26 protein-coding genes are annotated in these 26703 nt (G+C 71.6%); 14 read left to right on the forward strand and 12 right to left on the reverse strand.

Translation table 11 applies throughout. The annotated features are described in order from the left end of the window. Positions 1-35 precede the first annotated feature (35 nt). The gene (locus tag DFI_RS04260) at positions 36-1727 is read right to left on the reverse strand and encodes a ribonuclease J (protein WP_051307463.1); all 1692 of its coding nucleotides are present in this window, start codon (positions 1725-1727) and stop codon (positions 36-38) included. Positions 1728-2118: 391 nt separating this feature from the next. Between DFI_RS04260 and DFI_RS04265 the strand changes: the two genes are divergently transcribed. From DFI_RS04265 to DFI_RS04275, 3 genes are all read left to right on the forward strand, one after another. After that, complete coding sequence (locus tag DFI_RS04265; protein WP_022799914.1) at positions 2119-2784, forward strand: response regulator transcription factor; 666 nt, start codon at positions 2119-2121, stop codon at positions 2782-2784. Positions 2785-2859: 75 nt separating this feature from the next. Beyond that, entirely contained in the window at positions 2860-5157 is a 2298-nt protein-coding gene (locus DFI_RS04270) for a PAS domain S-box protein (protein ID WP_051307464.1), read from the forward strand. Continuing rightward, positions 5154-5603: a response regulator gene (locus DFI_RS04275; protein WP_027462072.1), complete on the forward strand. Its 450-nt coding sequence runs from the start codon at positions 5154-5156 to the stop codon at positions 5601-5603. Before DFI_RS04270 ends, DFI_RS04275 begins: the two co-directional genes overlap by 4 nt. Before the next feature lie 60 nt (positions 5604-5663). Here the strand turns inward: DFI_RS04275 and DFI_RS04280 are convergent, their stop codons facing one another. From DFI_RS04280 to DFI_RS04305, 6 genes are all read right to left on the reverse strand, one after another. Further along, positions 5664-6119 carry a WGxxGxxG-CTERM domain-containing protein gene (locus tag DFI_RS04280; protein ID WP_027462073.1) on the reverse strand — a complete coding sequence of 152 codons (456 nt, stop codon included), beginning with the start codon at positions 6117-6119 and terminating at the stop codon, positions 5664-5666. A gap of 186 nt (positions 6120-6305) precedes the next feature. Then, positions 6306-6857 (reverse strand): HD domain-containing protein, encoded by a 552-nt coding sequence (locus DFI_RS04285; protein WP_027462074.1) that lies wholly within the window; start codon positions 6855-6857, stop codon positions 6306-6308. A 111-nt stretch (positions 6858-6968) separates the two neighbouring features. After that, positions 6969-7535 carry an HNH endonuclease gene (locus tag DFI_RS04290; protein WP_022799910.1) on the reverse strand — a complete coding sequence of 189 codons (567 nt, stop codon included), beginning with the start codon at positions 7533-7535 and terminating at the stop codon, positions 6969-6971. A gap of 100 nt (positions 7536-7635) precedes the next feature. Further along, positions 7636-8262 carry a MarC family protein gene (locus tag DFI_RS04295; RefSeq protein WP_043777076.1) on the reverse strand — a complete coding sequence of 209 codons (627 nt, stop codon included), beginning with the start codon at positions 8260-8262 and terminating at the stop codon, positions 7636-7638. Between the two features lie 88 nt (positions 8263-8350). Continuing rightward, a complete protein-coding gene (locus tag DFI_RS04300; protein WP_244940311.1) occupies positions 8351-9064 on the reverse strand; it encodes a hypothetical protein in 714 nt (237 codons plus the stop codon). A gap of 49 nt (positions 9065-9113) precedes the next feature. Further along, complete coding sequence (locus DFI_RS04305; RefSeq protein WP_027462076.1) at positions 9114-9512, reverse strand: Fur family transcriptional regulator; 399 nt, start codon at positions 9510-9512, stop codon at positions 9114-9116. 91 nt (positions 9513-9603) lie between these two features. Between DFI_RS04305 and DFI_RS04310 the strand changes: the two genes are divergently transcribed. The 9 genes from DFI_RS04310 (at position 9604) to DFI_RS04350 (ending at position 17897) form a co-directional block, all read left to right on the forward strand. After that, positions 9604-10539 carry a biotin--[acetyl-CoA-carboxylase] ligase gene (locus DFI_RS04310; protein WP_027462077.1) on the forward strand — a complete coding sequence of 312 codons (936 nt, stop codon included), beginning with the start codon at positions 9604-9606 and terminating at the stop codon, positions 10537-10539. Positions 10540-10769: 230 nt separating this feature from the next. Continuing rightward, positions 10770-12110: a LysM peptidoglycan-binding domain-containing protein gene (locus DFI_RS04315; protein WP_027462078.1), complete on the forward strand. Its 1341-nt coding sequence runs from the start codon at positions 10770-10772 to the stop codon at positions 12108-12110. Between the two features lie 67 nt (positions 12111-12177). Beyond that, the gene (locus tag DFI_RS04320) at positions 12178-12465 is read left to right on the forward strand and encodes a ribosome-binding factor A (RefSeq protein WP_022799904.1); all 288 of its coding nucleotides are present in this window, start codon (positions 12178-12180) and stop codon (positions 12463-12465) included. Continuing rightward, positions 12462-12896 carry an acyl-CoA thioesterase gene (locus tag DFI_RS04325; RefSeq protein WP_043776955.1) on the forward strand — a complete coding sequence of 145 codons (435 nt, stop codon included), beginning with the start codon at positions 12462-12464 and terminating at the stop codon, positions 12894-12896. Before DFI_RS04320 ends, DFI_RS04325 begins: the two co-directional genes overlap by 4 nt. Then, the gene (locus tag DFI_RS04330) at positions 12893-13369 is read left to right on the forward strand and encodes an NUDIX hydrolase (protein ID WP_022799902.1); all 477 of its coding nucleotides are present in this window, start codon (positions 12893-12895) and stop codon (positions 13367-13369) included. The genes DFI_RS04325 and DFI_RS04330 overlap by 4 nt, the downstream gene beginning before the upstream one ends. 145 nt (positions 13370-13514) lie before the next feature. Next, the gene (locus tag DFI_RS04335) at positions 13515-14270 is read left to right on the forward strand and encodes a BON domain-containing protein (protein ID WP_027462079.1); all 756 of its coding nucleotides are present in this window, start codon (positions 13515-13517) and stop codon (positions 14268-14270) included. Positions 14271-14392: 122 nt separating this feature from the next. After that, positions 14393-16150: a sensor histidine kinase gene (locus DFI_RS04340; RefSeq protein WP_043776957.1), complete on the forward strand. Its 1758-nt coding sequence runs from the start codon at positions 14393-14395 to the stop codon at positions 16148-16150. Beyond that, positions 16147-17208, forward strand: coding sequence for a DUF4097 family beta strand repeat-containing protein (locus DFI_RS04345; protein ID WP_244940312.1), 1062 nt, complete (start codon positions 16147-16149; stop codon positions 17206-17208). The genes DFI_RS04340 and DFI_RS04345 overlap by 4 nt, the downstream gene beginning before the upstream one ends. Beyond that, positions 17205-17897 carry a response regulator gene (locus DFI_RS04350; protein WP_027462080.1) on the forward strand — a complete coding sequence of 231 codons (693 nt, stop codon included), beginning with the start codon at positions 17205-17207 and terminating at the stop codon, positions 17895-17897. The genes DFI_RS04345 and DFI_RS04350 overlap by 4 nt, the downstream gene beginning before the upstream one ends. Positions 17898-17979: 82 nt before the next feature. On the opposite strand, the gene DFI_RS04355 is transcribed toward DFI_RS04350, so the two are convergent. From DFI_RS04355 to DFI_RS04365, 3 genes are all read right to left on the reverse strand, one after another. Continuing rightward, positions 17980-19479, reverse strand: coding sequence for a tripartite tricarboxylate transporter permease (locus tag DFI_RS04355; protein WP_027462081.1), 1500 nt, complete (start codon positions 19477-19479; stop codon positions 17980-17982). Beyond that, positions 19479-20003, reverse strand: a complete 525-nt coding sequence (locus tag DFI_RS04360) for a tripartite tricarboxylate transporter TctB family protein (RefSeq protein ID WP_027462082.1) — start codon at positions 20001-20003, stop codon at positions 19479-19481. The genes DFI_RS04355 and DFI_RS04360 overlap by 1 nt, the downstream gene beginning before the upstream one ends. Positions 20004-20138: 135 nt before the next feature. Next, a complete protein-coding gene (locus tag DFI_RS04365) occupies positions 20139-21092 on the reverse strand; it encodes a Bug family tripartite tricarboxylate transporter substrate binding protein (RefSeq protein WP_022799895.1) in 954 nt (317 codons plus the stop codon). Between the two features lie 277 nt (positions 21093-21369). Here DFI_RS04365 and DFI_RS04370 point away from each other — a divergent pair, with 277 nt between their 5' ends. Next, positions 21370-23022, forward strand: coding sequence for an ATP-binding protein (locus DFI_RS04370; protein WP_027462083.1), 1653 nt, complete (start codon positions 21370-21372; stop codon positions 23020-23022). Further along, positions 23019-23726: a response regulator gene (locus DFI_RS04375; RefSeq protein WP_244940313.1), complete on the forward strand. Its 708-nt coding sequence runs from the start codon at positions 23019-23021 to the stop codon at positions 23724-23726. Before DFI_RS04370 ends, DFI_RS04375 begins: the two co-directional genes overlap by 4 nt. A 56-nt stretch (positions 23727-23782) precedes the next feature. Here the strand turns inward: DFI_RS04375 and DFI_RS04380 are convergent, their stop codons facing one another. After that, complete coding sequence (locus tag DFI_RS04380; RefSeq protein ID WP_051307466.1) at positions 23783-25327, reverse strand: glycoside hydrolase family 13 protein; 1545 nt, start codon at positions 25325-25327, stop codon at positions 23783-23785. 57 nt (positions 25328-25384) lie between these two features. Beyond that, entirely contained in the window at positions 25385-26698 is a 1314-nt protein-coding gene (locus DFI_RS04385) for an HD domain-containing protein (RefSeq protein WP_027462085.1), read from the reverse strand. Positions 26699-26703: the final 5 nt, after the last annotated feature.

Raw genomic sequence — 26703 nt, forward strand, 5'->3', positions numbered from 1 at the left:
CCTCCACTCGGGGCGCGTTCCTCGTTTACCTCACCTCAGTCCACGATCATGGGGATCAGGACGGGGTTGCGGCCCGTCACCTTGCGCACGAAGCGCCGGACGCTGCCGTACATGTCGTCCCGGACGTCCTCCAGGCGCTTTTTCTCGCGCATGCCCTGCTCGACGGCTTCCAGGGCGACCTTGCGGATCTGGGCGTCCAGTTCGCGGTTGCTGCGCACGAAGCCGCGCGACACGATCTCCACGTGCGGGGTGGGGTGCAGGATCGCGGTCATGATCATCACGCCCTCCTGGCTCATGTTCACGCGATCGAGCAGCACGTCGTCTCCGACGTCCCCGACGCCCAGGCCGTCCACGTACACCGCGCCGGCCGGCACGGTGCCGGTCACCTTGAAGTCGTCCTCGCTGACGCGGACGATGTCGCCGTTCTTGGCGATCAGGGTGCGTTTGGGCGGGCGGGGCAGCGTCTGCGCGAGGCGGGCGTGGTTGATCTGGTGGCGGGGCTCGCCGTGCCACGGCAGGAAGTACTTGGGCCGCGCGAGGTTCAGTACGGTCGCCAGCTCCTCCTGGGAGCCGTGCCCGGAGGCGTGCACGCGGTAGGCGGGCGGGTACACGACGTCCACGCCGATCTCGTACAGGCGGTTGATGACGAGGTTCACGGCTTCCTCGTTGCCGGGGATGGGGTTGCTGCTCAGGATGACCGTGTCGCCGCGCCGCAGGGCGATCTTGGCGTGGTTGCCGAACGCGAGGCGGGAGAGCACGCTCATGGGCTGGCCCTGCGAGCCGGTGCAGACGTACAGCACCTGCTGGTCCTGGAGGCTGCCGACCTCGTCGTTGGCGAGGAAGGGTTCGGGCAGTTCCATGTACCCGAGGCTCTGGGCGACCTGGGCGTACTTGATCATGCTGCGCCCTTCCATCACCACCCGGCGGCTGAGGCGGTGGGCGATGTTGATGACGTTCTGCACGCGGTGCACGTTGCTGGCGAAGGTGGTCATGAACACCCGGCCGCGGCAGTTCCTGATGACTTCTTCCAGGTTGCGGGCGACTTCGGCCTCGCTGACGGTCCGGCCGGGGCGTTCGGCGTTGGTGCTGTCGCTGATCAGCAGCAGCACGCCTTCCTTGCCGGCGGCCTCGATGCGGTGCAGGTCGCTGAGTTTTCCGTCGCTGGGTTCCTCGTCCAGTTTGAAGTCGCCGGTGTGCACGATCTTGCCGGCCGGGGTGCTCAGGATGTACCCGGCGTTGTCCGGGATGCTGTGCGTCATCCGGATGAATTCCACGTGGAAGTGCGTGCCGATGCGGACTTTCTCGTTCGTGTCGATGTCCACGTCGCGCAGGTCGATCTCGCCCTCGCGCAGGCCGAACTCGGCGAGTTTCTCGCGCACCAGGCCCAGGGTCAGCGGCGCGCCGTACACGGGCACGCGCGGCAGGCGGGGCAGGATGTAGGGCAGGCCGCCGATGTGGTCCTCGTGCCCGTGGGTGAGGATCCAGCCCTTGATCAGCCCCGCGTGCTGCTGCAGGTAGTCGATGCGGGGGATGATCAGGTCGATGCCCATCTGGTGGCTGTCGGGGAAGGCCAGCCCACCGTCCACGACCATGATCTCGTCGCCGTAGCGGTAGGCGGTGATGTTCTTCCCGATCTCGCCCATCCCGCCCAGCGGAATGACTTCCAGGTGGGGGGCGGCCGGCTGGTCCGTCTGGTCCGGGGCGCCTTGCGGCTGTTTCTTGCTCATGGATGCTCCTGCGTTTCGCGCCTGTGGGCGTCGGGCGGGGCTGTTCTGGGGCCACCTGACGGCCGTGCTGGACTCTGGGGAACGCAGCCCCGCGGGGCCAGGCGCAATGACGTGATGAATGAGGCGTGCGGCCGGGAGGCCAGTGTCGCGGTTGTGTCGTCCGGAGGTTCGCCCGGGTGCCCGGAAAACCGGTCACGGTGAAGCGGGCGGGCGTCCCTGAACGCGTTGAGAGGCAGCGTACCACATGACCCCGGCCGTCCGGGACCACCCGAGCGGCCCTGTCCGGACCGGGAAACCTGAAGGATTTCTGAGCTTCCAGGACGCGGTTTTCGGGTGTGCACCCGCCCGGAACGTGTTGTGGCGGGCTTCATGAAGGCGGTATCATCGTCCGGTGACTGCCCAACGCATCCTGGTCATCGAGGACGACCTCGACATTGCCAACGTCCTGAAAATGGACCTCGGAGACGCCGGTTTTACCGTGGAACACGCGGACTCCGCCATGAACGGGCTGATCAAGGCCCGCGAGGACCACCCCGACCTGATCCTGCTGGACCTGGGCCTCCCGGACTTCGACGGCGGCGACGTCGTGCAGCGCCTGCGCAAGAACAGCGCCGTGCCGATCATCGTGCTCACCGCCCGGGACACCGTGGACGAGAAGGTCCGCCTGCTGGGTCTGGGCGCCGACGACTACCTGATCAAGCCCTTCCACCCGGACGAACTGCTCGCCCGCATCAAGGTGCAGCTGCGCCAGCGCATCACCGAGAGCCTCACCATGGGCGACCTCACCCTGGATCCCCAGAAGCGCCTGGTGATGTACAAGGACGAGGAACTGCGCCTGTCCCCGAAGGAGTTCGACATCCTGGCCCTGCTGATCCGCCAGCCGGGCCGTGTGTACTCCCGTCAGGAGATCGGGCAGGAGATCTGGCAGGGCCGCCTGCCGGAAGGCAGCAACGTCGTGGATGTGCACATGGCCAACCTGCGCGCGAAACTCCGCGACCTGGATGGTTACGGCCTGCTGCGCACGGTGCGCGGCGTCGGCTACGCCCTGCGCGGCTGAGCTGTCCTCCCCGGCTGTCCCGCTTGGATGACCGCCGGAAGCCCGCCTGGAGCGATGCCCTAGACTGAGCAGCCGATGACCCGCACACGCCAGGCGTTCGCGCAGGCCGACGCCGCCGACTTTCTGCAGGCGCTGCCGGACCCGGTGCTGCTGATCGGCCCGGACGGCCACGCCGAGCTGAACGCCGCCGCGCAGGCCCTGCTGGGCCCCCCTGGTCACGCCTCCACCTGGACGGCCCTGTTCCCCCCGGCCGCCGCGCCCCAGCTGCACGCCGCAGTGGACGCGGCCGGCCGGGGGGAACCGTCACAGCTGCGCCTGTCCCTGCCCTCCCGCACGCTCCCGGCGCTGGTGACCGTCACTCCGGCCGGGGCGGGCGGGGCGCTGCTGCATCTGCGCCTCCCCGAGGAGACACCGGAGGTCGCCCAGACCCTGCTGGACGACCTGGGCCTGGGCGTGGTCGTGCAGGACCGCGAGACCCGCATCCTGGACGCCAACGCCGCCGCGCTGGAGATCCTGGGCCTGAGCCTGGACGAACTCACCGGCCGCACGTCGGTGGACCCCCGCTGGCAGACGCTGACGGCCGAAGGCGAGCCGTTCCGCCCGGAGGAGCGCCCGGTCATGCGCGCCCTGCAGACTGGCGAGGCGCAGCGCGACGTGCTGTACCGCGTGTTCAACCCCCGCCGGGGCGACTGGCGGTGGCTGAACGTGACCGCCCTGCCGCGCTGGACCGCCGGGCAGGCGCAGCCGGACCAGGTGCTCAGCGTGCTGCGCGACGTGACCGAGCGCCACCGGCTGCTCCAGAGATTGCAGGACAGCGAGGCCCGATTCCGGACGCTGGTGCAGGCCACCTCGCAGATGGTCTGGACCGCCGCACCTGACGGGGAATTCCGCGCCCCGCAGCCGAACTGGCAGGCCTTCACCGGCCAGACCGAGCAGGAGTACCTGCGCCAGGGCTGGCTGGACGCCATTCACCCGGAGGACCGCGCCGGCACCCTGGCCGCCTGGACGGCCGCGGTGGCGCAGGCGGGCATGTACACCACCCTGCACCGCATCCGCCGTGCCGACGGGGCGTACGTGCCCATGCAGGCCCGCGCGGTGCCGGTGTGTCACGCCGACGGCAGCGTGCGCGAGTGGATCGGCACGCACACCGATGTGAGCGCCGTGCAGGCCGCCGAGGCGCAGCTGCGGGCCAGCAACGCCAGCCTGGAACAGCGCGTCGCGGAGCGCACCCGTGAGATGGCCGAGGCCACCCGCTTTTCCAGCCTGCTGCTCAACGCGGCTGGCGAGGGCATCTTCGGCCTGACCCTGCAGGGCCGTGCGGCGTTCGCCAACCCGGCTGCCGCGCGCAGCCTGGGCTACGGCGTGGAACGCCTGATCGGTGCGGACCTTCACGACCTGATTCACCACCACCACGAGAGCGGCGAACCCCACCCGAAACACGAGTGCCCGATCTACCTCACCCTCCGGGACGGCGAGACCCGCCGCGTGGAGGCCGACACGTTCTGGCACGCGGACGGCCGGGCGATTCCCGTGTCGTACGTGGTCACGCCCACCCGCGACCACGCCGGGCAGATCACCGGGGCCGTCACCATGTTCCGGGACGTCACCGAACGCCGCCGCGCCGAGGAGCAGCTGGAGCACACCCTGCGCGAGCTGCGGCGCAGCAATGAGGACCTCAGCCGCTTCGCGTCCATCGCCAGTCACGACCTGCAGGAGCCCCTGCGGACCATCGGCAATTACGCCGACCTGCTCAGCCGCCGCTACCAGGGCCAGCTCGACGACCGCGCCGACCGCTACCTTGCCTTCCTGCGCGAGGCCGTGACGCGCATGCAGAGCCTCATCCAGGACCTGCTGCACTTTTCGCGGCTGGGTCGCGACGACCAGCCGCACGAAACCGTCACCCTGGACGCCCTGATGGAACAGGTGCAGTCGAACGTGCGCGCCTCGCTGGAGGGCACCGGCGGGCGGCTCACCTGGGAGACGCCGCACGCCGTGCTGGGCCGGCCATCCCTGCTGCTGCAGCTGCTCACGAACCTGGTCGGCAACGCCCTGAAATTCTACCAGGAGGGTCAGCCGCCGGTCGTGACCGTGCGGTCCGAGGGCAACAGGCGGACGGTGCATGTCACCGTGCGGGATAACGGGATAGGAATTTCTTCCGAGTATCATGAACGGATCTTTGATATCTTCCAGCGGCTTCACGGCCGCGCCGAGTACGAAGGCAACGGCATCGGGCTGGCCATCGGACGCAAGATCGCCGAGTACCACGGCGGCACGCTCCGGGTCGAGTCCAGTTCCGGCCAGGGCAGCACCTTTCACCTCACCCTGCCTGCCGCCCCGGAATCCCCCGCCCCCACCCCCCGAGAGACCGCATGAGCGAACAAGACCCCACACCCATTCACATTCTGCTCGTCGAGGACAACGAGCCGGACGTGCTGCTGACCCTGGAAGCCTTCGAGGAAGCCAGCGTCCCCAACCACCTGCACGTCGCCCGTGACGGGGTCGAGGCCCTGCGCTTCCTGCGCCGCGAAGCCGAGCACGCCGACGCGCCCCGCCCCGACGTGATCCTGATGGACATCAACATGCCCCGCAAGAACGGCCTGGAAGTCCTGGACGAGATCAAGGCCGACCCGGCCCTGAGCACCATTCCGGTCGTGATGCTGACCACCAGCCAGGCCGAGGACGACATCCGCAGCTCCTACATGCGGCACGCCAGCGGGTACGTGGTCAAGCCCGTGGGCTTCGAGAACTTCCTCAGCGCCATGAAGGCCTTCGAGGGCTTCTGGATGACCTTCGTGAAATTCCCGCCCCGCACCTCCTGACCCCCTGACGGCCAAAGAGGAGCGCCCCCCGAAGTCTGGGGGGCGCTTTCCTGGTTGGGTTTAGCGGCGGTCGGTGTAGGTGCCGGTGGTGCTGGTGACCACGGGCGCGGGGCGGCTGCGGCCCATCAGACCGGCCAGACCCAGCAGGCCGAGCAGGCCCCAGGGGAACTGACGGGTGTCGGCCACGCCGTCGTTGTTGCTGTCCACCACGCCGTCACCGTTGGGGTCCACGGCGTTGTCCACGGCCTCGCCGGCCTGGGCGGTTTCCTCGGCGACTTCATCCCCGGCGGCTTCCACGGCGTCACCGGTCTCGGAGACGGCCTCGTCCACGTTCTCGCCGATGCTCTCGACGGCGCCGTCGGTGCTGTCGGTGTTGGTGTCGCCGCTGGTGGCGTCGGTGGTGGCGGTGTCGTCACCGTTGGTGTCCTGGACCTGCATGTACACCGGGCTGGGCGCGGTGGCGAGGGCGGCGGGGGCAGCAAGCATCAGGGACAGCGCGAGCAGGGTCTTGTTCATGTCAGGTCTCCTTTGAGCAGGCCGCACCACGAACGCGGCGGTGCGGATTCAACTGACGTGATTGTGGCGCCTCCCCCGCTTCGGTCTCTGAGAACGCGCCCACCAGGCCTTTATGAGATGCCTATGGAAACTTGACTCCCTGCGCCGCGTTTCTGCCGGCCCGCACGGCATTCCCGCCGCGCCCGCTCAGGCGACTGTGCCCTGCAGGGCCGTCAGCACCCGCTGGAAGTGCTCGTCCAGGTCCACGCCCAGTTCCTCGGCACCCTGCACCACCTCGTCGCGGTTCACGCCCGCCGCGAAGGCGCGGTTCTTGAAGCGCTTTTTCAGGCTGCTCAGCTCCACGCCCCGCACGTCCCGGTCGGGGCGCACAAGGGCGGCGGCCTGCACCAGCCCGGTCAGTTCGTCCACAGCGAACAGCGTCTTCGAGAGCAGGGTGGTGCGCGGCGTGCCCGTGAACGCCGCGTGCCCCAGGATCGCGTCCAGCACTTCAGGTGGGGTGTCGGTGTGCTCGCGCAGGTAGGCCACGCCCCAGGCCGGGTGCTCGTCCGGATGCTGTTCGTAATCGAAGTCGTGCAGCAGACCGGCCAAGGCGTAGGTTTCCTCGTCGGCCGCCTCGCCCTGCGCGGCCCAGTGGCGGGCGTAGGCGCGCATGGCGGTCTCCACGTTCAGCATGTGCCGCCGCAGCGACTCCGAGGGGGTGTGCTCCAGCATCAGCGCGTGCGCCTGTTCACGGTCCATGCCCGGGTATACCGCCCGGTCCGCCGCGCCCGCAAACCGCTGGTCTGCACCGGCCCAGGCACATGAAAAGGGGAGAGCCTTGAGCCCTCCCCGAGTGTGACGCCGCCGTGCTCAGCGCAGGTACTGGGCCCACTCCGGCTGCCAGTGCGCGAACTGCCCGTGCGCGTACACCCCGAACGTCGGGGCGCGGGGCCGTGACCGCAGCGGCATCCCCGCCTCGTCCGGCGTCTGGTTGCCCTTGCGCTGATTGCAGGGGCGGCAGGCCGTCACCACGTTCTCCCAGTGATGCCGCCCGCCGCGGGAACGCGGCATCACGTGGTCCATGGTGAGCTCGGTGCTCGCGCCGCAGTACTGGCATTCGAAGGTGTCGCGCCGCAGCACGTTCCGGCGGTTGAACGGCACCGGATGCACCCGCGGGCGGCGCACGTACCGGCGCAGGCGGATCACGCTGGGCACGCTGAGGACCGTGCTGGGCGACCGGACGATCTCCTGGCTGTCGGCCAGCACCTCGGCCACGCCGTACTGCAGCAGGGTGATGGCCCGCTTGACGCTGGTGACCTGCAGCGGCTCGTACGAGGCGTTCAGCACCAGGACGCGCGGGGCGTTCAGGTCCGCCGCGACACGCCGCGCGTGCAGGGGTATTCGGTTCTCTTCGCCTCCGTTCGTCCTGACAGTCATGGCGGCATTCTAGTGCCCGGCCGTCAGGCGAATGTTCCGCAGACGCGCTTAGCAGCGCTCAATGAACGCTGCGTCAGATGGCGTACAGGCCCCTCTGGCCTCAGGTGATCTTCAGGCCGCCGCGCAGCAGTTCCAGTGCGCCGTCGGCGACGTACTGAACGGCCAGCGCGCCCAGCAGCACTCCCAGCACGCGCGTGACCACGTGCACGCCGGTCACGCCGATCACCTTCCCGATCTGCCCGGCCAGCCGCAGCGCCGCGTAACACAGCAGCAGCACCCCGAACGTCACCAGGAACACCGCCGTGAGGGTGATGGGCTCCCCGTGCGCGTCGCTGGCGAGAATCATGATGCTCGCCAGCGTGCCCGGCCCCGCGATCAGCGGAATCGCCAGCGGGAACACGCTGATGTCCTGCCGCTCGTGCGCCTCCTGTTCCTCTTCCGGCGTTTCCTTGCTGCCGCTGGTGCGCGCGAACACCATGTCCAGCGCGATCATGAACAGCAGCAGCCCTCCCGCGATGCGGAAGGCACTCAGGCTGATGCCCAGGTGCTCCAGCAGCGCCCGCCCGAACAGCCCGAACGCCAGGATGATCAGCCCGGCCACCACCGTCGCCTTGCGCGCCACGCGCCGCCGCTCGAAACTGGGCCGCCCGCCCGCCAGGCCCAGGAAGATGGGCGCCAGGCCGACCGGGTCCATGACCACCAGCATGGTCAGGAAGGTCTTGTTCATGATCGTGAGCAGTCCCGTCCAGTCCGGCACCCGCTCACCGTAGCACCCCGCACCCACCCGGCGGCACCCTCGTCCAGCTCCGAGCGGCTCAGCGGGGCAGCTGCACGTTCACGGTCAGGGTGCTCGTCACACCTACGGGGCGGCCGTCCTTCACTTGCTTGGCCTCCAGGCCCAGCGTGTATGCGTTCACGCCCACGTTCTTCCCGGCGATCACCTCGACAGGGAAGACCTCCCCGGCGTACACCTGCGTTTTCGGCAGCACCACCTGCACGCCCGGCGCGGACGATTCCGCCCGCAGCGTGAACGGCGCCCGGTACTCCTCACGGCGGTACCCGCCCAGCCGGCCCGTGAAGGTGACCCGCCCGCCTGCCGGCACGTTCACAGCCGTCAGCGACTTGCCGCCCTGCGGGGCGAACACCACGTACCCGCCCGCGCAGCCGCTGCCGCGCAGCTTCCCGATGTCCTGCACGCCCAGCAGCAGACCCGGCAGCAGCGACGCCACCATGAAGCCCAGCCCCAGCGTCGCCCGGCGCGGCCGGCGGGCATTCACCGCCGCGAAGGCCAGGCCCCCCGGACCCAGCAGCAGCGGCACCACCAGGGCCAGCAACGTGCGGCCCTCGCAGGGCTCGGTCAGCAGCGCCCCGCCCACGGTGCGGACCAGCAGCAGCGCCAGCACGCCCAACCCCCAGCCCAGCAGCAGGGTCGGCAGGAACACCTGCGGGCGCACCGGCCCCCCACCGGACTCCGGCAGGCCGCCGGGGGCGGTGGGCGTGGTCAGGGAAGCACTCGGGCGTTCAGTCACGCCCGCCAGGGTACCCCAGCCGCCCCGGGACAGCCCGCCCCGCAGCCCTTCAGGCCTGACTTTCGGGCCGGCAGGCCGGGCACACGCCCAGGAATTCCAGCCGCACGTCGGTCACCGTGAATCCGGGCGGCAGCGCGCCGGCCGGCAGTTCCGGCACCGGCGTGGCCGGCACGTCGAAGATCGCGCCGCACGCGCGGCACACGGCGTGGTGGTGGTCCTGCCCCTGGTGCCGGAAGTCGTAGCGGGTGGCCTGCCCGGCCCGCTCGATGGTGAGCACCACGCCGTCGCGCACCAGGGCGTCCAGGGTGCGGTACACGGTTCCCAAGCTCACGCTGGGCAGCAGTTCGCGGACCTGCGCGTGAATCCACGCGGCGTCCGGGTGCGTGCGCGCGTCCCGCAGGACGTCCAGCACCGCCGCACGTTGTTTCGTCTGCCGGACCATCGTCATGCCCCGATACTAGCAAGCCTTCCTGATAAGCCCCTGACACCCTCCCCCGCGCCCCTTGCCCCGCCCGCCCGGACCGGCGTACAACATCCCCGTGCCCGACCGCCTCCTGAACGTCCTGACCGACCAGCCGCAGACCGGCGACCAGCTCGGCGCCCGGCTGGGCGTGAACCGCGTCACCGTGAACACCCTGGCCCGCAAACTGCTCGACGACGGCGTTCCCGTCACCACCACCCGCCAGGGCTACGCGCTGGCCCCCGGCACGCCCGCCGCCACGCTGGTCCACCCGGGCGGCGTGATCGGCCAGGCCCTGCGCTACCAGGGCACCGTGCAGAGCACCCAGGACGCCCTGCGCGCCTGGGCCGACGACCCCGCCGCCCCCGCCCCGCACGGCGCCACTCTGGTCGCCGAACGGCAACTCAGCGGCCGCGGCCGCCGGGGCCGGGTCTGGAGCAGCAGCGGCGGCACGCTGGTGTTCAGCGTGCTGCTGCAAAGCGCCCCGGACGGCCACCCCCTGACCCTGCCCGAGCTGGGCCTGATGCCGCTGACCGCCGGCGTCGCCCTGCACGAGGCCGCCAGCGCCGGGCAGGGCGGCGCGTGCGGCCTGAAATGGCCGAACGACCTGCTCACCCCGGACGGCCGTAAACTCGCCGGCATCCTGCTGGAAGCCGACCTGCGCGGCGAGGAGGCCCGCCGGGCCGTGCTGGGCATCGGCGTGAACGTCAGCGAGGCCCCGGAGGGTGCGGCGCACCTGAACGAATTCCGCCCCGGGCTGACCCGCGCCGCGTTCCTGAAAGCGGCGCTGGACGCGCTGGACCGCTGGCTGGCGCAGCCCCGGGAAGCGGTGCTGGACGCCTGGAAGGCCGCCAGCCTGACCCTGGGCCGCGACGTGCAGGTCCAGACCGCCCGCGGGCTGCTCAGCGGCCGCGCCGAGGACCTGGACGCCCAGGGCAACCTGCTGCTGCGCGCCCGGGACGGCGACCTGCACACCATCAGCGCCGGGGACGTGCAGCTCGTCGGCCGACTGTAAACCTCCAGCACCACGAAAAACCCCGCCACGGTGCGGGCGGGGGAGCTTCAGGCGGGTTGTCGATGCTTCCCGTGCGGAGGCCCCTCCCGAAGTGCCCCCAGTCTGCCCGGCCGGCCGGGGCACGGGCATCCGTCGAAAGGCGTACGCCACCCGCGCGCCCCGCCCGGTTCCCTAAGACCGGGTCAGCCCCCGCTCACTCACCGGCGGCGCGTAGCTGCTGTCCTGGGGCCATGTTCCGCCGTCTCACCCTGATCCTGCTCCTGATGGCGAACGTGGCCGGCCCCGCCCGGGCCGCCCTGGGCCCACCGGCGGCCGCCACCCTCACCGTGAAACCCGGCGACACCCTCAGCGGTGTCGCCAAACGCACTGGCCTCAGCGTGGCCCGGCTCAAGACCCTGAACAACCTGAAGAGCGACGTGATCCGCGTGGGTCAGGTCCTGCGCCTCGGCGGCGCTCCCGCAAAAGCCCCCGCCTCCGCCGGAGCGGGCATGCAGGGCTGGTACACCGTGAAACGCGGCGACACCCTCGGCGCCATCGCCGGGCGCGCCGGCGTGACCGTGGGCGCCCTGCAACTCGCCAACCGCCTCACCGGCACGGTGATTCGCCCCGGGCAGAAACTGCGCGTCCCGGCCCGCGGCACCCGCGGCGCCGCGCCCCTCCCGCCCGGCACCGAGGTCCGCACCGTGTACCGCTACGTGCGCATGGCCCTCAAGGACACCCCCGAAGCGCTCGCCGCCCGCCACCGCCTCAGCGTGGACGCCCTGCGGCGCCTGAACGCCCTGGGCAGCCGGTCGCACATCGTGCCCGGCAAGAAACTGCTCGTGCCCTCGCGCGTGCCCGTGCCGGTCCCGCCGGCCCCCCGCCGCGAGGCGGTCACGTACCGCAAGGCCCGCGCCCTGAACATCCCCGTCGACATCGTGCAGGTGGACCTCAGGCACCGCGACGTGCTGGTCGCCCCGGTCCTGCCCGGCCGGGGCTTCCAGTACGGCGCCGCGGCGACCGTCTCCGAACTCGCCCGGCGCAGCGGCGCCATGGCCGTCATCAACGGCAGTTACTTCCACCCGCAGAGCTACGCCCCGGCCGGCGACATCGTCATGCAGGGCCGGCTGCTCACCTGGGGCCGCATCCCCATGGCCCTGGCCATCACCCCCGACAACCGCGCCACCATCCGCGCCACCACCACCCCCGTCCTCGCCCGGCCGCTGGACGCCACCTGGGCCGGCATGGAAACCGTGATCGCCACCGGCCCCCGCATCCTGGCCGGCGGGCAGGTGACCACCCGCTACAGCACCGCCTTCCGTGACCCCGCGCTGTTCGGCCGGGCGGCCCGCAGCGCCATCGGCCTGAGCAGCAACCGCGACCTGATCCTGGTCAGCACCCGGTCGCGCCTCACCACCACCGAGATGGGCAAGGTCATGCGCCGCCTCGGCGTGAAAGACGCCCTGCTGCTCGACGGCGGCAGCAGCACCGGCCTCGCCTGGAAGGGCCGCGCCGTGCAGGACAGCGTTCGGCGCGTCAGTTACGGCATCGGCGTGTTCGCCTCCTACACCGGGCGCCGCTACCAGCGTTAAGGCCCGTGCACTAGGATGCCGGGATGACCCACCGCCCCACCCCCCACACCACCCCGGGAGGCCAGCCGTGAAACCCGAACAGGTGCAGGCCCAGCTCACCCGCGTGCTCAGCGAGGCCATCAGCGAACTCCGCGACCCCCGCGTGCCCATGATCGTCACCGTGGACCGCATCCAGGTCACCCCCGACTACACCCTGGCCCGCGTGTACGTCAGCGCCATCACCGGCGACATGGACGGCCTCCTCGAAGCCCTCAGCCACGCCCGCGGCCACCTGCAGCGCGTGGTGGCCGCCCAGGTCAAGATGCGCCGCACCCCCACCCTCGAATTCCGGGACGCGGCCGACAACCGCCTGTGACCCCCGTGCAGCACGCCTCCACCCTCACGGTCCGCTACGCCGAGACCGACATGATGGGCGTCGTGCACCACGCCACGTACCCCGTGTGGTTCGAGGTGGGCCGCACCGAACTGATGGAGCAGCTCGGCCTGCCCTACACCGAGGTCGAGGCCCGCGGGTACTACCTGATGCTCTCCGGCCTGAACGTCGAGTACCGCCGCGCCGCCCGCTACGGCGACACCCTGACCCTCACCACCCGCCTCGCGCAGCTGCGCAGCCGCACCATGACCTTCCAGTACGAGCTGCACCGCGGCACGGAACTCCTCGCCACCGGCGAAACCCGGCACATCGCCACCGACCGCCAGTACCGCCCCGCCCGGCTGCCCCAGGACGTCCTGCACCTGTTCAGCGCCGCGGCGGGCGGGCCGGACGCTACACTGCCGGACGCATGACCCGCCAGACCCGCACCCTGCCCCTGAAACGCGCCGCGCACGTGTACCTCGTCCGGGACGGGAAGCTCCTGCTGGTCGAGGAACGCATGGACGACGGCAGCATCTTCTACGGCCTGCCCGGCGGCAAGGCCCAGCCCGGCGAGACCCTCGCCGACGCCGCCGCCCGGCAGGTGCAGGAGGAAACCGGCTTGCAGGTGTCCGACCTGACCTTCGTGAGCCTGCTCGAAGGCGAACTGCTGACCGGCACGAAAAACGAGTGCTACGCCATGTTCGCCCGCTTCACCGCCACCGCACAGGGCGAGATCGCCCCCACCGACCCCGAGGTCGTGGGCGTGAAATGGGTGCCGTTCGACCAGGTGGAAGGCCTGGTCCGCTACGGCCCCCCGCCCGAATGCGAGGAACGCAACCCCCTGATCTGGCTGCCCACCCGCGATTACCTTGCCGGCGAGGCCCGCACCTACTACCCGATCTGAGCCGGGCGGAACCTGAGCGTTCTCACATCCCCCTTTCACCGCCCGCAGCGGTAGTCCCGCCACGACGGCTGGGCCCATGAGAACCCACCGAGAGCGACCCTTCACTCACCCCACCGTTCAGGCCGCTGCCGTGTACCTTCCAGGCATGTGGCCATTTGGAAAGAGCACCGCTGACCGAGTCAAGGAAGCCCTCGACGCCCAGCCCCGCCTGCAAGGCCTCGGCCTGCAGGTGCAGGAACGCGGCGGCAACGTCACCGTGACCGGCATGGTTCCCAACAGCCGGTACAACAACCTCGTGCGCGTGGTCGCTGAGGGCATCAACGGCGTCAAGAGCGTGGACGTGAGCGGCCTCGTCGCCCAGGAGGCGGCTGCGCCCACCCCGGCCAGCCCCACCGCCCAGTCCGTGCCCGCCACCCCGCAGACCATGGAAACCCCGCAGGTCAGCATGGCCGACCCGCAGGCGCAGAACGACGAGATCCTCCAGGAAATCGAGGACTCCAGCCGCGTCGCCAAGGCCGTGCACCAGGCCATCCGCAACAACGGTGAACTGGCCGACGACCCCATCGACGTGCTGCAGAGCGGCAAGAGCGTGATCCTGCGCGGCGTCGTGGACAACGACCACGAACTCCGCCTTGCCGAGAAGATCGCCCGCGGCGTGGAGGGTGTGGCCGGCGTGGACGTCAGCGGCCTGAAGGTCGCCGCCGGCGCCAAGGAACTCGCGAAGGAGAAAGACCAGGACAGTGGCGACACCGTGTACACCGTCAAGGCCGGCGACAGCCTGAGCGCCATCGCGCAGAAGTACTACGGCGACGCCATGGAATACAAGAAAATCGCCCACTACAACAACATCAGCAACCCCGACCTGATCCAGCCCGGCCAGAAGATCAAGATCCCCGGCTGAACCCCGGAACGTGAAGGAAAGAGCCGCCCCGCGCGGCTCTCTTTCGTTACCACCCTGGCTGGCTCCGCCTGTCGTCCTTTCGGCGGACGTGGGGTGGGCGCGTGCGGTGTACGCTGCGGGGCATGAGGGCGGAGTTCGGCGGGCAGGACGGTGTGGGCGCCGCCCGGCCGGAGCGGGGCGGGGTGATGGCGGACCTGCTGGACGCCCGCACGTACCGCGCCGCGCTGTACGTGCTGCTGGCCTTCCCGGTGGGCGTGGTGTGTTTCGGGGTGCTGCTGTGCGGGGTGCTGCTGGGCGTGGTGACGCTGCCGCTGGTGGTCGGGGCAGGGTTCTTGCTGGCGTCGCTGTGGCTGGTGCGGGGGCTGGCGGACCTGCAGCGCTGGATGGCGGCGCTGGTGGGCGTGCGCTTCGAGCCGCGGCTGCCGCGGGCGTACAGTGGGGTGCTGCCGTGGTTGCGCGCCGTGCTGGCCGACGGGGAGACGTACCGGGCGCTGCTGTTTCATGTGATTCAGCTGCCGCTGTCGCTGGCGTGCTGGGTGGCGCTGCTGAACCTGCTGGCTCTGGCGGCCGCGGGGCTGGGGGCGCCGCTGTGGGTGAACGCGCCGGGCCTGGCGTTCGTGTGGCAGGAGTACACCGTGCAGCTGCACGAGTGGAGCGTGCTGGGGATGATGCTGCTGGGCCTGGGCAGCCTGCTGCTCACGGGCGGGCTGCTGAACCTGCTGGGGCGGGTGTGGGCGCGCCTGGTGGTGGCGCTGCTGGCGCCGGACCTGGGCGCGGAGGCCGCGCAGCGGGAGGTCGTGGCGCTGCGCCGCGCGGCGGGCCGGGTGGCGCTGGGGGACGACCTGCCCGGCACGCTGGCGGACCTGACGGCGCAGGCGCTGGCGGCCAGCACCGCGCACGGCATCGCCCTGGTGGGTGGGGACGGCGGGGCGCTGGCGCAGGCGGGCCTCCTCGATCCGGCACTGACCGGCCCGGTGGAGCGCCCGCCGGTGTCCGGGGAGGCGGATGTCCGGCTGGCCGCCAGCGGCCGCACGCTGGTGACGCTGCCGGTCACGCTGCCGCCCACGGCCGCGCGGGAGGACGGCGGCACCCTGCGCGCGGTGTACGCGGCCGGCACGCGGCCGGCTGAGCAGGAACTCGCCTTCCTGCTCAGCATCGCCGACCATGCGGGGACGGCGCTGCACGCCTCGCAGCTGATCCAGCGGGCCGGGGAGCGCGCCGGGGAGCAGGAACGCGCCCGGCTGGCCCGTGAGCTGCACGACAGCGTGGCGCAGGCGCTGTACGGCATCACCCTGGGCGCCAAGACGGCGCGCGCCACCCTGGACCGCGATCCGGCCAAGGCGCGGGCCAGTCTGGAGTACACCATCAGCCTCGCGGAGGGCGGCGTGTCCGAGATGAAGGCCCTGCTGTTCAGCCTGCGGCCGGACGCGCTGGAGGAAGGCGGGCTGATCGCGGCGCTGAGCCAGCACGCGCACGCCATGGAGGCCCGGCATGGCCTGAAGGTGCACGCGGACATGCCGGCCGAACCGCACCTCACACCGGACGGGCAGGCGGCGGCGTACCGCGTGACGCAGGAGGCGCTTCACAACGTGGTGAAGCACGCCCGCGCCACGCAGGTGTGGCTGGGGGTACGCCAGGACGCCGGGCGGGTCACGGTGACCGTGCGGGACGACGGGCGCGGTTTCGACCCGCACGCGCAGGGGCGGGGCACGCTGGGCCAGCGCAGCATGCGGGAACGGGCCGAGGGCGCGGGCGGCACCCTGGACGTGCAGAGCGCGCCGGGCGAGGGCACCATCGTGACCCTGCGGCTGCCCACCGCCCCGGGCGGGGTGCCGGACCGCGCGGCCGAGCCCGTGGCCGGGCACCGGGAGTCCGCGTGACGCGCCGGCTGACGCGCCGCCCGGCGTCCCGCCCGGTGGGTCCGGCGCTGCGCCGGATGCTGCTGGGTCTGGGACTGGCAGGCGCGGGCCTGCTGCTGATCTGGGAGGACCGCACGCTGGTGCCCCGCCCGGGCCTGGGCAGCGTGACCACACCCGTGCGCGTGCCGCTGGACGGGCCGCTGCCGCTGGACATGGCCCGTACGGCCGCCGTGCGGGTGTCCGGGGACCGCGCGAACCTGACGCTGGGCCCGCTGGCGCAGACGGACGGCGACGTCCTGCGCGGGCAGGGCACGCACCGGGAACGCAACCCGCTGCACGTGCAGACCGGCCGCACCGGCGGGGACGTGCGCGCCACCCTCACCATGAACGTGCAGGCCCTGGACCGTGACCAGGGCATCGGCGTGGGCCCCGAGCCCTTCCAGCACGACATCGCCTTGAAGGTCACGCCGCGCATTCCCCTGACGCTCTCGACCATCACGAGCGGCGGCACGCAGGCGCTGGACCTGAGCACCCTGCGGCTGCGGTCCCTGAACGTCCGCTCGAACACCGGGCCGCTGGACGTGACGCTGCCCGCCCGGCCGTCCGGGCCGCTCACGCTGAGCAGCCTCACCGGGGACATCCGCGTCACGGCCGCCCGGGCGTCCGCGCCGGAGGTCCTGACGGTCACGAACCGCACCGGGGACCTCACCCTGAACCTCCGCAGCGCCGCGATGGGCGGACTCAGCGTAAACACCACCAGCGGCGAGGTGCGCCTCACGCTGCCGGCCCGCACCGGCCGCGGCAGCGTGCAGACCGCCATGAGCGACATGACCGTGACCGCCACGCCCGGCACCACGGGCCGGCTGGACCTGCGCACCGTGACCGGCGACGTGACCGTGCGCGTCCCAGCTCGCCTGCGGGTGCGGGTGCGCTTCCCGGAACGCGAGACGATCACCCTGCCCGCCGGCGCGGACGAGGGCCAGGAACCGCAACTGGACCTGTTCGTGGACTGCCCCGCCCGCAACTTCACCCTGGAGACCCTCCCGGACTCCAGCCCCCCGACAGGAGCTTCCCCATGACCTCAACTGACCCTACCCCTGATGCCCACACCCCCGATCCGGCCCGCACCGTACGCGTGCTGCTGGTGGACGACCACGCCGTCGTCCGCCAGGGCCTGAAACTCTTCCTGGGCCTGGACCCGGACATCGAGGTGATCGGCGAGGCCGCCAACGGCGAGGAGGCCGTCACGCAGGCGCAGGCGCTGCACCCGGACGTGGTCGTGATGGACCTGATGATGCCCGTGATGGACGGCATCACCGCCACCCGCACGCTGCGCCGCCTGCTGCCCGACACCGAGGTGATCGCCCTGACCAGCACCCTGGAAGAACACAAGGTGAACGGCGCGATCGAGGCCGGCGCCATCAGCTACATGCTGAAAGACGCCTCGTCGGACACGCTGGCCGACGCGATTCATGCCGCGGCGCGCGGCGAGGTGCGGCTGCACCCGGAAGCGGCGCGGCGGCTGGTGCGGGACTTCCGCGGGCCGGACATGCGCGAGACCCTGACGCCCAAGGAGACGATCGTGCTGCAACTGATCGCCCGGGGGCACAGCAACCGCGACATCGCCGCGGAGCAGGGCGTGAGCGAGGCGACCGTGAAGACGCACGTGAGCCGCCTGCTGGGCAAACTGGGCCTGGACAGCCGCACGCAGGCCGCCCTGTATGCCCTGCGGCACGGCCTGGCGAGCCTGGACGACACGGCCCGCTGAACGGCGGAATCGGCCTGGAGCGGACCGCGCCGGCATAGCAAAATCCCCGGGCCTCACGGACCCGGGGACGCTTTTTTTCACCTCACGCCACGTCGTAGGGTTCGGGCGGCGGGCGGCGCTTGAGCACCATCGGCACGATCAGCGCGAGCAGCACCACGAACAGGATGAACGCCGTCAGCGGCTGGCGCACGAAGATGCTGAAGTCCCCGTTGCTCTGCTGCAGGGCGGTGCGGAAGAACGACTCGGCGGTCGGCCCCAGCACCACGCCGATGATCGCGGGCGTGACCGGGAAGTCGAAGCGGCGCATGCCGTAGCCGATCACACCGAACAGGGCGAGCAGCACCAGGTCGAACACGCTGTTGTTCAGGCTGTACACGCCGACCGTGCTGAACACCAGGATCGCGGCGTACAGGTACGGGCGGGGAATCAGCAGCAGGCGCGCCCACACAGGAGCCAGCGGCAGGTTCAGCAGCAGCAGCATGACGTTGCCGATGTACAGCGAAGCGATCAGGCCCCACACGAGGTCGCTGCTGGTCACGAACAGCAGCGGCCCGGGCTGCAGGCCGTACTGCTGGAAGGCGGCCAGCAGGATCGCGGCGGTGGCGCTGGTGGGCAGGCCCAGCGTGAGCAGCGGCACCAGCACCCCGGCGGCCGAGGCGTTGTTCGCCGCTTCCGGCCCGGCCACGCCCTCGATGGCGCCCTTGCCGAACTCCTCAGGATGCTTGCTGAGCTTCTTCTCCAGGGTGTAGCTCAGGAAGGTGGGAATCTCGGCGCCACCGGCGGGCAGCGCGCCGAACGGGAAGCCCAGCACGGTGCCGCGCAGCCAGGGCTTCCAGCTGCGGCGCCAGTCCTCGGGTTTCATGCTGGCACCCCCCTGCAGCTTGATGACGTCCTGCGTCTTGCGGTACCGGGACGCGACGTACAGCGTCTCCCCGATGGCGAACAGGCCGATCACGACCGTGATGAACTCGATGCCGTCCAGCAGTTCCGGGCGGCCCAGCGTGAAGCGCGCCTGTCCGCTCTGCAGGTCCGTGCCGACCAGCCCGATCGCCAGGCCGAAGAACAGGCTGATCAGGCCGCGCAGGGGGCTGTTGCCGAAGGTGGCGCTGATGGTCACGAAGGCCAGCAGGATCATCGCGAACTTCGCGCTGGGCGGAATCTGCACGGCGACGTCCGCGATGGCCGGCGCGAAGAAGGTCAGCAGCACCGTGCCGATGGTCCCCGCGATGAATGACCCGATGGCCGCGGTCGCCAGGGCCGCGGCGGCGCGCCCGCGCCGGGCCATCTTGTTGCCTTCCAGCGCCGTGATGATGCTGGCGGACTCGCCCGGAGTGTTCAGCAGGATGCTGGTGGTGCTGCCGCCGAACATTCCACCGTAGTAGATCCCGGCGAACATGATGAACGCACTCACCGGTTCCAGCTGCGCGGTGACCGGCAGCAGCAGCGCCACCGTGAGCGCCGGCCCGATGCCGGGCAGCACGCCCACCAGGGTGCCCAGCGTCACGCCGATCAGGGAGTACAGCAGGTTCATGGGCGTCATGGCCGTCCCGAAGCCCGCCATCAGGGAGTTCAGGGCGTCCATCACAGCACCCCCTTGAGCAGGCCCGCCGGGAGGGTCAGGCCCAGGCCGCGGGTGAACAGCAGGTAGGTGAGCAGCGACAGCAGCAGCGCCACCCCCACCATGCGCGGGTAGTGGCGCTCCCCGAACGCGAAGGTCACGCTCAGGTACATGATGGCCGTGCCGATCACGAAGCCCAGGGGTTGCAGCGCCGCGGCGCCCAGCAGGAACCCGCCCAGGATCACCGCCGGGTTCAGGTGGCTGATCGGGGCGTCCGGGTCGGTGTCCTCCTCGGCGGCCGGTTCGGCCCGGTCACCGCGCAGCGCGCCGAAGGTCATCACCGCGCCCAGCACGGTCAGGCCCACGCTCACGATCAGCGGAAACACCCGCGGCCCGACCACCGCATTGATCCCGAAGGGAATCTTCAGGGTGCCCAGCAGCAGGACCACGCCCGCCAGGGTCACGCCCAGGGCCAGCAGCAGGTCCGGCAGGCTCACCGGGCGGCGGCCCGCCAGGGAAGGCGGTGGGGGAGAGGAACGGTCGGTCATGCGGAACTCCTTGCAGGAAACCGGGGCTGGCCCGGAAAGACGGTGCTGGTCAGGGAAAACGGTTGGGGGCGGAGGCCCGGGCCTGGAAGGTGCCCTCTGCGCTCCGCCCCTCACCCCGGTGTGCGCCGGGAGGCCTTACTTCACCAGGCCGATGTCTTTCAGGACGCCCTTGATGCGGGCGGACTCGGTCTTCAGGAAGACGTCGTACTTGCTGCCGCTCATGTACAGGTCGATCCAGCCGCGGGTCTTGAGCAGGTCCTTCCATTCCTTGCTGGCGTGCAGCTTGTCCATCGCGGCGACCAGGTTGGCCTTCTCGGTCGAGCTGATGCCGGGAGGGGCCACGATGCCGCGCCAGTTGGAGAGCTCCACGTTGAAGCCCTGCTCCTTGAAGGTGGGCGCGTCGATGCCCGCCTGACGCTTGGCGGAGCTGATCCCAATGGCGCGGAGTTTGCCGGCCTTGATCTGCGCCTCGAACTCGCCGTACCCGGCGACGGCCGCCGCCACCTGGTTGCCCAGCACCGCCGCGAGCGTCTCACCGCCGCCGCTGAAGGGCACGTAGTTCATCTTGCGGGAGTCCACGCCGGCGCTCTTGGCGAGCAGGCCCACCAGGATGTGGTCGGTGCCGCCCGCGCTGCCGCCGGCGATGGCCAGGCCGTTGTTGGTCTTCCAGGCGGCGGCGAGGTCCTTGAAGGTCTTGTAGGGGCTGCTGGCGGGCACGACCATCACCTCGTACTCGCCGGTGAGGCGGGCGATGGGCGTGACGCGGCTGAGGTCCACCTTGCTGCCGTTCGTGAGGATCGCGCCGACCATCACGAGGCCCATGGTCATCATCTGGCTGCCGTCGCCCTTGGCGTTGTACAGCTGCGCCAGGCCGATGGTGCCGCCCGCGCCGGGCACGTTGAAGACCTGCACGGGCTTGGCGATGCCCTGGTTCTGCAGCACGGTCTGGATGGCGCGGCTGGTCTGGTCCCAGCCGCCGCCGGGGCTGGCGGGCGCCATGATGCGCAGGTTGTTCAGGGTCTGGGCCTGCGCGGCGGGCAGGGAGAGGGCCAGGGCGGCGAGCAGGGCAGTCTTCACGGGGTGCTTCATGGGGTTCCTCCGGGTGGGGTGGCCGGGCGCGGCGGGGGCGCCGGACGGCGGGCCAGGGTGGGTCAGGGGGCGGGGCCGGAGCCGGGCAGCCAGTTAAGGGGAAGGCGGGGGCCGGCGCGGGTGAATTGAGGTCTTGTGTTGCGGCCCAGCGTATCCCCCTGTTCCCCATGAAGCAACGTCCAGGACGCATTTTTCGTTTGCTTTATGCACAACCGTGAACGCAATGCACGCAACCACTGAAGCCGCCCGGGGTCCGTGCCTACAATGCCCGTACCCCATGACCGCCCTGGCCCCCGCCCCCCCCCGCCGCTCGCGTCTGGGCCGCCTGCTGCTCGGCGCGCCCGGCCGGGGCCTGCAGGGCCGGCTGGTGCGGCTGCACCTGCTGGTGCTGTGCACCATGACGGCCCTGCTGGTGCTGGTGCAGACCGTGCAGTTCTACGGCGCGGCGCGGGAACGCATCGGCGAGCGCGCCCTGACCACCAGCCGCATCGTGGCGCAGCTGCCCGTGGTGTACCGCGGCGCGGAGGCCGGCACGCAGAGCCCGGCCCTGAACGCCCAGGTGAACGACCTGCTGGACGAGACCGGCGCGGACTTCATCGTGGTGGGGAACCGCCAGGGCATCCGGCTGGCCCACCCGGTCGCCGCGCGGCTGGGGCGGCCCATGGAGGGCGGCGACAACGTCCTGCCGTTCGCGGGGCGCGAGGTGGTCAGCGTGGCGCGCGGCAGCCTGGGCCTGAGCGTGCGCGGCAAGGTGCCGGTCTGGGCGGGCGGCGTGAAGGGCTCGCGGGTGGTGGGCGTGGTCAGCACCGGGTACCTGATGCCGCAGGCCTGGCACCTCGTGCGCCAGAGTCTCCTGAGCCTCGCGCCGTGGTTCCTGCTGGCCCTCGGCCTGGGCACGCTGGGCGCCACCTGGGCCGCGCGGAGGTTGCGGGCCGAGATCCTGAACCTGGAACCCGAACAGATCGCCGCGCTGGTCCGGCAGCAGCGGGCCGTGCTGGCCGCCCTGCGCGAGGGCGTGCTGGCCGTCGGGAACAGCGGCGACCCGGACATGGTGACGCTCGCCTCCGAACGCGCCGCGGAGGCCCTGGGCGCCCGGCCCACCCCGTACCCCCTGGCGGACGCCTGGCCGGAACTCGCCGCACTCACCGCCGGGCGCCGCCCCACCCGGCAGCAGAACCTGGAACTTACCCTGCGCGGCGAACCGTACCTCGTGAACCTGGAGCCCTTGGAGGGCGGCGGGTTCATCGCGGGCTTCCGGGACCGGGCGCAGGCGGTGGCGCTGGCGGAGGAACTCACGCACGCCCGCGGCTTCGTGGACGTGCTGCGCGCCCAGACGCACGAGTACCAGAACCGCCTGCACGTCCTGTCCGGCCTGCTGCAGCTGGGCCGCAGCGACGAGGCGCTGCGCGTCCTGAACGCCGAGATCCGCGCCGACAGCGACTTCCGGCAGCTGCTGCGCGACGTGCAGGTGCCGCGGCTGGTGGCGCTCCTCGCCGGGAAACGCGAGCGGGCGCAGGAACTCGGCATCGAATTTCAGGTCGCGGAGGGCAGCAACCTCTCCCCGGTGTGGGAGCGGCACGCCGACACCCTGGTGACCGCGGTCGGGAACCTGACCGAGAACGCCTTCGAGGCCCTGCGCGGCCAGCCGGGGCAGGTCACCGTCCTGATCGGCGAGGACCCCGAGGGCATGCAGGTCGAGGTGGAGGACAGCGGCCCCGGCGTGCCGCCCGAGGTCGTGACGCGGCTCTACACCCGCGGGGCGAGCAGCAAGGGCGACGGCCGCGGGTACGGTCTGGCCGGCGTGCACGCCCGCGTGCAGGCGCTGGGCGGCACCCTGCACCACGCCCGCCGCGGGGAGCGCACCGTGTTCCAGGTGAGCCTGCCTGCCCCGCACGGTGCCGCGCCCCTGCCCGCCGGGAGCAGCGCGTGAACGCCCCGCCGGCCGCGCTGCCCGTGCGGGTCCTGCTGGTCGAGGACGACCTGCGGGTCGCGCGCATCAACCGCGACCTTCTCGAACGCGACCCGGACGTGCACGTGGTCGGCAGCGCCGGAAGCTGCCAGCAGGGCGACGCGCTGGCGCAGGCGCTCGACCCGGACCTGATCCTGCTGGACGTGCACCTCCCGGACGGCAGCGGCCTGGGCCTGCTGCGGCACTGGCGCGCGCAGGGCCGGACCACCGACGTCGCCCTGATCACCGCCGCGGACGACGAACCCAGCATCCGTATCGCACTGGCGCACGGCGCCTTCGACTACCTGATCAAGCCGTTTACCGGCGCCCGCCTCGCGGACCTGCTCGCCCGGCACCGCGCCCGGCGCCTTCCCAGCGGCCCGCGCCGCGACCAGGGCAGCGTGGACCGGCTGCTGGGCGTGCAGGGCAGCGCCGCCGAGCCACTCCCGCGCGGCGTGGACCCCCACACACTGGAACGCGTGCACACCGTCCTGAACGGCGCAGGCCGTGCCCTGACCGCCGAGGAGACCGGCGAGGCCGTCGGCCTGAGCCGCGTGACCGCCTGGCGGTACCTGGAGCACCTCACCCGGACCGGCCGGGCCGCGCTGGAACACCAGTACGGGCAGGCGGGCCGCCCCACCAAACGCTACCGGGCCACCGGCACCCCGGATCAGCCCGAACACTGAGCGGGGCCGCCGGCCCCGGCATGGTCCGGAACAGGCGGCCCGCGGGGAAGCTCGGGTCAGCCGGCGCTGGTCGCCAGGGCCGCGGCGGTGCCGGGCCCGCTGGCCACGCCGTCCGGCACGAGCAGCACCGCGCCGCGCGCTGGGACGGACACCTGCGCGTCCGCGCCCAGCTGGTGGCGCCGCCCGGTCAGGACGTCGACGAAGGCCGCCGTCTGCCCTGGCGTGGCCGCACGCAGGCCCAGCGGCAGGTCGCACGGCTCCCGCCCGGCGTTCATGGCGATCACGGCCCGCTCGTCGCCGTGCGTGCGGCTGAACACCAGCCCGTCACCGTGCGCGTGCACGATCTGGAAATCGCCCCGTTGCAGCGCCCGGCTCTGCTGCCGGGCGGCCGCGAGGCGCCGCACCAGGGTCAGCGTGCCCTGGTTCCACGCGGCCTCGTCCCAGGGGAACGCGCGGCGGCAGTCCGGGTCCGGGCCGCCCGGCAGGCCGATCTCGTCGCCGTAGTACAGGCACGGCACGCCCACGTACGTGAACTGGAACACCAGCGCCAGGTGGTGCGCCGTGACGTCCCCACCCACCGCCGAGAGGTACCGGGCGGTGTCGTGCGAGTCCAGCAGGTTCAGCTGCGCCTTCACGATTTCCGGGTGGTACATGCGGGTCACGGCGTCCATGCGTGCCGCGAACGCCCCGGCGTCCAGCGGCAGCACCTGCCCCGTGCCGCTCGCCTCGTTCATCTCGTTCGCCAGGGTGCGCGCGCCGAAGAAGCCCAGGCAGGGCCGCGTGAAGTGGTAGTTCATCACGGCGTCGAACTGGTCGCCGGCCAGCCAGCGGTGCGCGTCCCCCCAGATCTCCCCGACGATGTACGCGTCCGGGTTGATGGCCTTCACCCGCCGCCGGAACTCCTGCCAGAAGCTGTCGTCGTCGATCTCGTTCGGCACGTCCAGACGCCAGCCGTCAATGCCGAAGCGGATCCAGTACTCCGCCACGCTCCACAGGAACTCCCGCACCTGCTCGTTGTCCGTGTTGAACTTCGGCAGCGCCCGGTTGCCCCACCACGCCGCGTAGTTCGCAGGGCGGGTGTCGTCGTACGGCTGCAGCGGCCAGCCCTCCACGTGGAACCAGTCGCGGTACGCGCTGCTCTCGCCCTGCTCCAGCAGGTCGTTGAACTGGAAAAAGCCCCGGCTGGCGTGGTTGAACACGCCGTCCAGCACCACGCGGATGCCGCGCGCGTGCGCCTCGTCCACCAGCGCGCGCAGCGCCTCGTTGCCGCCCAGCATGGGATCCACGCGGTAGTAGTCGTGCGTGTGGTAACGGTGGTTGCTTGCCGACTGGAACACCGGGCAGAAGTACAGCGCCGTGACGCCCAGGTCCCGCAGGTAATCCAGTTTCTCGATCACGCCCCACAGGTCCCCGCCCATGTACCGGTGAAAGTGCGGCGCGTCCCCCCACGGCTGCAGGTTCAGGCCCTGAATGCGCCCGCTGCGCGCGAAGCGGTCCGGGAAGATCTGGTAGAAGACCGCGTCCTTCACCCACTCCGGCGTGACCGGATGCGGCTGAAACGAGGACAGGGGCTCGGAGGGGTAAGGCTGAACGTCGGACATCTCGCGCGGAAGCATAGCGGATGGACCCTGACGGCAGACTTTCGCCGCCTCACCTGCCTACCCCGGCCCCCCGGCCCGCTCCGCCGCCCACGCCCTCAGGAACGCCCGCGCGCCCGGCGCGTCCCGGACCTCACCCAGCGCCGCCGCCTCCGCCAGCACCCGCAGCGCCGCCCCGACCCCCGGCCCCGGCGGCAGGTTCAGCAGGGCCATCACCTCCCGCCCATCCAGCAGCGGAGGCGGTTCGGCCGGCTGCACCTCCAGGGCAGAGAGCACCCGCTCCATGCCCAGCGCGTACGCGTGCCGGCTGCCCGGCGTACTCATCGGCCCGCGCGCCGCCTCCCGGTCCGCGAGCATCACGCTCAGCAGGTCCGGCAGCAGCGCCCGGCGGCGGTGCACGAACCGCCGCGCCTCCCGCTCCCCGGCCGGCAGGGGCAGCATGTGCGCCCCCACCAGCGCCGCCGCGTGCCGCACGTCCGCCGCCGGCACCCTCAGCCGCGACAGGATGTCCGCCGTCAACTCCCGGCCCACCCGGTCATGCCCGTGAAAACTCACCCGGCCCGTCACCCCGTCCATCGCCCGCGCCCGCGGCTTGCCGACATCGTGCAGCAGCGCCGCCCAGCGCAGCGCTAGCCCCGCGTCCGGCACCCGCGCCAGCAGCTGGTGCAGCGCCTCCACCCCATGCCCGAACACGTCCAGATGATGAAAACCGCCCTGCTCCACCCCCAGGCCCTCCCGCAACTCTGGCACCGTCAGCGCCAGCAGCCCCAGCTCCTCCAGCCGCAACACCCCCCGCGCCGCCTCCGGGTGGTTCAACAGCGCATGCACCTCGTCCCGCACCCGCTCCCACGCCGGAAACGGCAGCCGGCCCGCCCCCAGGTCCGCCACCACCGCCCGCACCGCCTCCTCCGTCGCGCGGTCCAGCCGGAACCCCAGCGTCACCTCGAACCGCGCCGCCCGCCACACCCGCAGCGGATCCGCCCGCAGGTTCCCGGCCGACACCATCCGCACCCGCCGCGCCCGCAGGTCCGCGCGGCCCCCCACCACGTCCAGCACCCGCCCGCCCTCCAGGACCGCCAGCGCGTTCACCGTGAAATCCCGCCGCCACAGGTCCGCTTCGACGTCCGCCGGCAACGGCACGAAATCATGCTGCACCCCGCCCGCCGCCGACACCCGCCAGTACCCCCGCTCCTCGTCCAGTGGGAACGCCGCGCCGCCCAGCACCTCCGCCATCACCCGGGCCGCACCCGCCGGGTCCGGCACCGCCCAGTCGTAATCCTTCGGCGTGACCCCCCGCAGCCAGTCGCGCGCCGCGCCGCCCACTAGCAGCCCCCCGGGCGGGAACGGCGGTAGGGCTAGGCGGCGGCGAAACATGCCGC

This window comes from Deinococcus ficus, assembly GCF_003444775.1.
GTDB classification, from domain to species: Bacteria; Deinococcota; Deinococci; order Deinococcales; family Deinococcaceae; genus Deinococcus; species Deinococcus ficus.